General features: G+C 58.0%; 5 protein-coding genes and 1 pseudogene. 5 read left to right on the forward strand and 1 reads right to left on the reverse strand.

Annotated elements, in window-relative coordinates:
• Positions 1-47: 47 nt before the first annotated feature.
• The 5 genes from ABI171_RS06235 to ABI171_RS06255 all read left to right on the forward strand — a co-directional run bounded on the left by ABI171_RS06235 (position 48) and on the right by ABI171_RS06255 (position 6,399).
• Positions 48-578, forward strand: coding sequence for a fimbrial protein (locus ABI171_RS06235; protein WP_348099242.1), 531 nt, complete (start codon positions 48-50; stop codon positions 576-578).
• A 238-nt stretch (positions 579-816) separates the two neighbouring features.
• Positions 817-1,596 (forward strand): molecular chaperone, encoded by a 780-nt coding sequence (locus tag ABI171_RS06240; RefSeq protein WP_348099243.1) that lies wholly within the window; start codon positions 817-819, stop codon positions 1,594-1,596.
• Positions 1,597-1,689: 93 nt separating this feature from the next.
• Positions 1,690-4,263 (forward strand): fimbria/pilus outer membrane usher protein, encoded by a 2,574-nt coding sequence (locus ABI171_RS06245; RefSeq protein WP_348099244.1) that lies wholly within the window; start codon positions 1,690-1,692, stop codon positions 4,261-4,263.
• A 2-nt stretch (positions 4,264-4,265) separates the two neighbouring features.
• Positions 4,266-5,273: a fimbrial protein gene (locus tag ABI171_RS06250; RefSeq protein ID WP_348099245.1), complete on the forward strand. Its 1,008-nt coding sequence runs from the start codon at positions 4,266-4,268 to the stop codon at positions 5,271-5,273.
• Between the two features lie 88 nt (positions 5,274-5,361).
• The gene (locus tag ABI171_RS06255) at positions 5,362-6,399 is read left to right on the forward strand and encodes a fimbrial protein (protein WP_348099246.1); all 1,038 of its coding nucleotides are present in this window, start codon (positions 5,362-5,364) and stop codon (positions 6,397-6,399) included.
• Between the two features lie 19 nt (positions 6,400-6,418).
• Here the strand turns inward: ABI171_RS06255 and ABI171_RS06260 are convergent.
• Positions 6,419-6,578, reverse strand: a pseudogene (locus ABI171_RS06260) (methylglyoxal synthase); the annotation flags it as partial.

Genomic DNA, 6,578 nt, shown 5'->3' on the forward strand with positions numbered 1-6,578 from the left:
TTTGAATCGAACATCTACTTTATATCTGAGGGTTAAAAATGAAACAAATGACTATCGCTAAGTTGGTTGCAGTTGCTGCTGCAGGTTTGTTGTCCCAAGCGGCCTTCGCTGACGGCGGCACGGTGAATTTCAATGGCCAGATCACCGCTTCGCCATGCTCGATCGCTCCGTCCAGCCAAAACATCACCGTACCTATGGGTACTGTGGCGCAGTCAGCGCTGAACGGTGCTGCCGGCAAAAAATCCACACCATCGAAATTTCAGATCCTGTTGCAATGCGTGAGTTTGCCTAAAACTGGCGCAGCCGTAACTTTCACCGGCACAGCCGATGCGAACGTTACCGACGACCTGGCCCTGGCTAACGCCGGCGCGGTTGGCGTGACTGCGGCAAAGGGTGTGGCAATTGAACTGGGCGACTCCGCCGGCACCAAGATTCCTCTCGGTTCGGCATCGGGTACTTACGTTCTGGGCACGGGCGACAATCCTCTGAACTTCCAGGCAGCCTACATTTCAACCGGCCCTACAGTCACTACCGGTCCTGCTAACGCGACAGCACAGTTCGTTGTTACTTATCTGTAATTGACGTGCTTCGCAATAATCCTCAAGCAGCATTACCTCGTTTCGTCATACCTGGCGAGATGAGCAACCCGGCGCTTTAGACGGCCGGGTTTTGAGGATGGGCTGGCCTGCCACTGCGGTGGCGGTGGCCAGCCATCATTTTCCCGCAACGCCCATGCATCAATTTGTAAGCACGTGAGAGCGTCCAGTGCTTGCTTAGAAATTTGTGCATAGGACATTTTGATAGGCGAGGTTTTCCATGTTGAACAAACGATTCATTACTTCCGCCATAGTTGCCTGTGCGTTGGCATTCAGCGCGCTGTCTGCGAACGCCAGCGTCGAGCTGGGCGGCACCCGCGTGATCTTCGGCGAGAAGGACCGGCAAGCGTCGATTCCGCTGAAAAACACAGGTACTTCGCCTTACGTGGTGCAAACCTGGATCGATGCCGGTGAAGGCAAGAACAAGACGCCGCTGCTGGTGACGCCACCGTTGTCGCGGATGGACCCGGGCGATCAAAACATCTTGCGCATCGTCCGCATCGGCGGTGATTTGCCGGCCGACCGCGAATCGGTGTTCTGGCTCAACGTCAAGGAAATCCCGGAAAAAGCGGACCAGCCGAATGTGCTGCAAGTCGCTGTGCGCACTCGTATCAAGGTGTTTTATCGGCCTGTCGGCCTGGCCGGCAAACCTGGCGAAGCATCCGGCCTGGCCACGCTTTCCGTTGTACCTGGCGAAAACGGCAAAGGCGCTGCGCTCAGAGTCAGCAACCCGAGCGCCTACAACGTCACGTTTACCGGCTTCAAAATAAACGGCGGCAAGGAACAGACCAAGGCTGGCATGGTGCCGCCTTTCGGCGCCAGCGATTTTCCGTTGACTTCGATCAGCACGCCGCAAGCGATCGATGTCAACTACACCACGATCAACGACTACGGTGGTGAAACCCCGGAGGTGACGACCAAGGTGGCGGTTGGCAGCGCTGCTGCGCCAACGCTGCCACGATCCGCCGTTCCGGAAGCCGTGCCGGCCGCAGGCAAGTAACGTCGTCGTCGTCATCTCTCAGGTAGCAAACATCAGATCCTGTCAAGGCAAGTCAGTCTGCCGCGCAAGGCAGAAATAGAGGAAGGGATAGCTGTGATCAAATTGTCGCATCAACGCAAACCTGTACGTCTGGCGCTATCAGCGATTACGCTGGCCGTGCTGGCGCAGGTGGCGCACGCACAAGGCCAGGGCGGCTCGGTATTCAACGAGCAATTCCTGGATATCGGCGGCGAACAAAGCCGCGCCGACTTGTCCCTGTTCGCGTTCGGCAATCGGGTCATGCCCGGCAGCTATCTGGTTGACGTCAGCCTCAATGAAAGCGGCGTCGGGCAGAGCCAGGTCAATTTCGTCGATAATCCTGACAACGCTGCGAACAACAAGAGTGCCCAGGCCTGCATTACCCGCGCCATGCTGGAAGGCTGGGGCGTCAAGGTGGAAGTGTTTCCGGCCCTGATGGCGGCAGGCGACCAATGCGTCGACCTGGCTAAGGCGATTCCCGGCTCCAGCGTTTCCTACAATGGCGAGAAACTGCTCTTGACGATCAGCATTCCGCAAGCCGCCATGAAGCGCCAGGCGCGCGGTGCCATCAGTCCCGACAAGTGGGACAAAGGGATCAATGTCGCCATGCTGGATTACCAGTTGTCGGCAGCGCGCTATGACGGCGGTAACACGATCAATAACAGCATTACCGATTTCAACGCTAACCCCAATGCCACCACCACGCAGGCGCGTAATACCTTGTATGCCGGCCTGCGGGCCGGCTTCAACCTGGGCGACTGGCGCTTCCGTAACTTCTCGACCTACAATCGCGGCGTTGACGGCGAAGGCCATTGGCAGTCGGTGACTTCCTACCTGCAGCGCGATATCACCTCGCTGAAAGGCCAGCTGACCATCGGCGACAGCACCACGCCCGGCAATTTCTTCGATGCCTTCCAGTTCCGCGGCGTCCAGCTGGCCTCCGATGACGGCATGCTGCCTGATAGCCAGCAAGGCTATGCGCCAACCATCCGGGGCGTGGCGCAGACCAATGCTCGCGTTACGGTGCGCCAGAACGGTTTCGTGGTGTACAGCACCTACGTTGCACCCGGCCCGTTTGTGCTCGATGATTTGTATCCGACCGCCACCAGCGGCGACCTGGAGGTGACCATCACAGAAGCCGACGGCCGTGAAACCAAATTCCGCCAAGCCTTCTCTGCGGTGCCGACCCTGTTGCGCGAAGGCGTCTGGCGTTACAGCGTGACCGGCGGCCAGTACCGCAATGGCTATTCGGCCTTCACTGGCGGCTCCGGCAGCGCCAAACCTAATTTTGTGCAGGGCACGCTGGCACGCGGCCTGGGCAAGGAATACTCAGTGTACGGCGGCCTGATCGCCTCGGATATCTACCAATCCGCGCTGGTCGGCGTCGGCAAGAACTTGCGCGACTTCGGCGCGATCTCTGCGGACTTGTCGCAAGCTCACACCAAGGGCCCGTTCAATCAGAGTTATGACGGCCAGTCGCTACGTTTCCTGTACGCCAAATCTTTTGAAAACTACGGCACCAGTGTACGCATGGCCGGTTACCGTTATTCCACCGGCGGTTTCCGCACGTTCCAGGAAGCAGCGCAAATGCAGGACCTGCAAACCGGTCAGGTACTCAACAACCGCCGCAGCCAGTTGCAGCTGGAACTGGCGCAGCAGCTGGGTAGCAAGGGCGGCACCGCTTACGCTTCGGCACAGCAGCAAAGCTACTGGGGCACCGATCAAAAAACACGCCTGATACAGGTCGGCTATTCGAATTTCTACAAGCAGCTCAACTATAGTTTTTTCTATAACTACAGCAGCAATATCTACGGGCCGTCGAACCGGCAGTTGATGATGACCTTGTCGATTCCGTTGGGAGACAGCCGTTCCTATGCGCGGTATACCGTGGCCAAGGGCAATAACGGCGAAGTGACGCAGCAAGCCAGCGTCTACGGTTCGACCCTGGAAGACGGCCGCCTGACTTATAACGTCACGGCCGCGCATTCGAACCAGAGCGACAACAGCGGCAGCGCTTCCGCCAGCTATCTGGCGCAATACGGTCGGCTCGATTTCGGTCGTGCGCAGGGCTCCGGTTACGGCCAGACCACACTAGGCCTAGCCGGCGGCCTGGTGGTGCACGGCGGTGGCGTTACTCTGTCGCAGCCTTTGGGTGAAACCATGGCGCTGGTGGAAGCGCCGGATGCTGCCAATGTCGGCTTTGAAATCTATCCGGGGGTACGTACCGATAGTCACGGCAACGCGGTGCTGACCAATCTGAGCCCGTACCGGATCAATCGCCTGGCGGTGCGTACCGAGGACCTGGGCGACAACGTCGAGGTCAAGAATGCGGCGATGGATGTGGTGCCGACCCGCGGTGCGGTAGTGCTGGCGAAATTCGAAACTTCGGTCGGCTTGCGCATCATGCTGAACCTGAGCGACAAGGATGGCAAACCGTTGCCGTTCGGCGCCAAGGTCGAGAACGAGCAAGGGCAGCAGATGGGCATCGTCGGCAGCGAAGGCCAGACCTTCATCACAGGCGCCAAGGAAACCGACGTGCTGAGCGTGAAGTGGGGCCAGGGTGTGGCCGAACAATGCAGCATCAAATACCAGGTGCCGGCCGAGAAAAATCCGGCGCCGATTCGTGAGATGAATGGACAATGCGAATGAAAATGCGGCGAATTTTTTTGGGCGGCGTCAGACGCGGTCTGGCATTGATGGCGCTTTCTGCGATGGCGTTGCTGAGTGCGGCAAGCGCACACGCATCGTGTGTGAGGCCGCCCGGCGCCACCGAGAAAATCATCAGTATGGACATGGGGACGGTGATCATTCCAAACAACGCGCCGGTTAGCATGACGCCTTTTGCGACCAAGCAATTTGTTATCCCGATTGCGGGCGCTTCTGAAACCTCATGGATATGCAGTGGCGGCGGCTTCGTGACCGGCAGCATGTTGCAAGGAACGCCTGTCGCCGGCATGCCCAATGTTTACACCACCGCGGTACCCGGGGTAGGCATCAGGCTGTCGCGCCAGATTACCGGCATCGGGCAGACCTATTATCCCCATACCATCAACGTTCCCAATGGCAACGCTGAATTCCGGAGCCCGTCGTATTTCACCGTCGAGCTAATCAAAATTGCCGCCAAGACCGGCAATGGGCCGCTCGCGGCAGGTACCTATACCACCTATGTAGGCAATGGCGACAACAAGTCTGCCATCACCTCGATCCTGTCGGGCAACGGCATCACCATCATCACGCCCTCGTGCACAGTCGACGCTGGATCGAAGAATGTGATGGTGAATTTCGGCTCCGTTTCCACAGGAAGCTTCAAAGGGGTCGGTTCGACCGCCGGTAGCCAGCCGTTCAACATCAAGCTCAATTGCCAGCGCGGCGAAAACGCCCAGAATACCATTTTGCTGAACATGACGGCAACCGCGGATCCGTCGAACAGCCCCGGTGTGACGCAACTGACGCAGGGCGCCGGCGTGGCGACCGGCGTGGGGATCCAGATCCTGGATAAAAACAGCAATCCGGTAGTGTTCGGCACAGCCGCTACCGTCGGTCCGTCTGCCGATATTCAGTATGTGGTGCCGTTCACGGCGCGCTACTACCAGACTGCAGCCAAGATCACCACTGGTCCGGCCAATGGTGCAGCGACTTTCACTATCGAATATCAATAGCATGGACATTACCGGACGTTGATCGTCAAGCGTATATCAGTGTGTTTAATTGTTGAATCCGCCGCAAGCCCGGCAAATGAGGAATGGCATGAAGATATCAAAAGCAACCGCAGACCGGGCGAGCGGCGTTTTAGCATGGCTGGTGTCGCTGGGGCTGCTGGCCTTGCTGTCACTGTTCTTTGTCAGCGATGCGAAGGCAGCTTGCGTGCGGCCGGCGGGCGCCACCGAGAAAATCATCCAGATGGACATGGGGACGGTGATCATACCTAATGGCGCTCCAATCAGTCTTGTTACTCCTTTTGCCAGCAAGCGTTTTCCGATTCCGATCAACGGTGCTTCGGAGCCGGCATGGACTTGCAATGGTGGCGGTACAGCTACAGGTAGCATGTTGCAGGGTAATCTGGTGGCTGGTACGACCAATGTTTACACAACTCAAGTTCCTGGCGTGGGGATCCGACTGTCGCGCGAGATCACCGGTATCGTTCCCCCGCAAACGTATTATCCGCATGTTTTAAGCTGGTCGTCTACCACGAACGTGGTATTTCAAAATCCTTCGTATTTCACGGTCGAATTGTTAAAGATCGCTGACAAGACCGGTAACGGTCCACTTGCCGCTGGTACCTATACCACCTATATCGGTAACGGCGACGGCAAGTCGGCGATCACATCCATCTTGTCCGGCAACGGTATCACCATCATCACACCGTCATGCACGGTCGATGCAGGATCGAAGAACGTGGTGGTGAATTTCGGCTCCGTCTCGATAGGCAGTTTTAAAGGCATCGACACGACCGCAGGCAACCAGCCATTCAATATCAAGCTCAATTGCCAGAGCGGCGAGAATGCACAAAACACGATTTTGCTGAGCCTGTCGGCGACCCAGGATCCCTCGAACAAGGCCGGGGTATTGCAACTGACCCAGGGCACGGGGGTGGCGACCGGCGTGGGGATCCAGATCCTGGATAAAAACAGCAAGCCGGTCCAGTTCGGCACTGCGGCGACGGTCGGGCCTTCCGCCAACATCCAGTATGTGGTGCCGCTTACTGCCAGGTATTACCAGACTACCGGCGCCATCACCACCGGGCAGGCCAACGGCGCTGCGACTTTTACAGTCAGCTATCAGTGATGGCGGCTGTCTGCCTCGATTAACGCTTGGCCAGCGCAGCGCGTTGTTGCAGCAAGCTCAGCCAGCGCTCGCCGCATTCGGCATCGCTGATGCATAGCGCATAGTCGGTGACGGTGCGGGCCGCGCGTTCCAGCAGCTGGATATCGGCTTCATGCTGACGCGCCACGTGTGGATCTTCC

Origin of the sequence: Collimonas sp. (assembly GCF_039923675.1) — a bacterium.
Lineage (GTDB): Bacteria > Pseudomonadota > Gammaproteobacteria > Burkholderiales > Burkholderiaceae_D > Collimonas.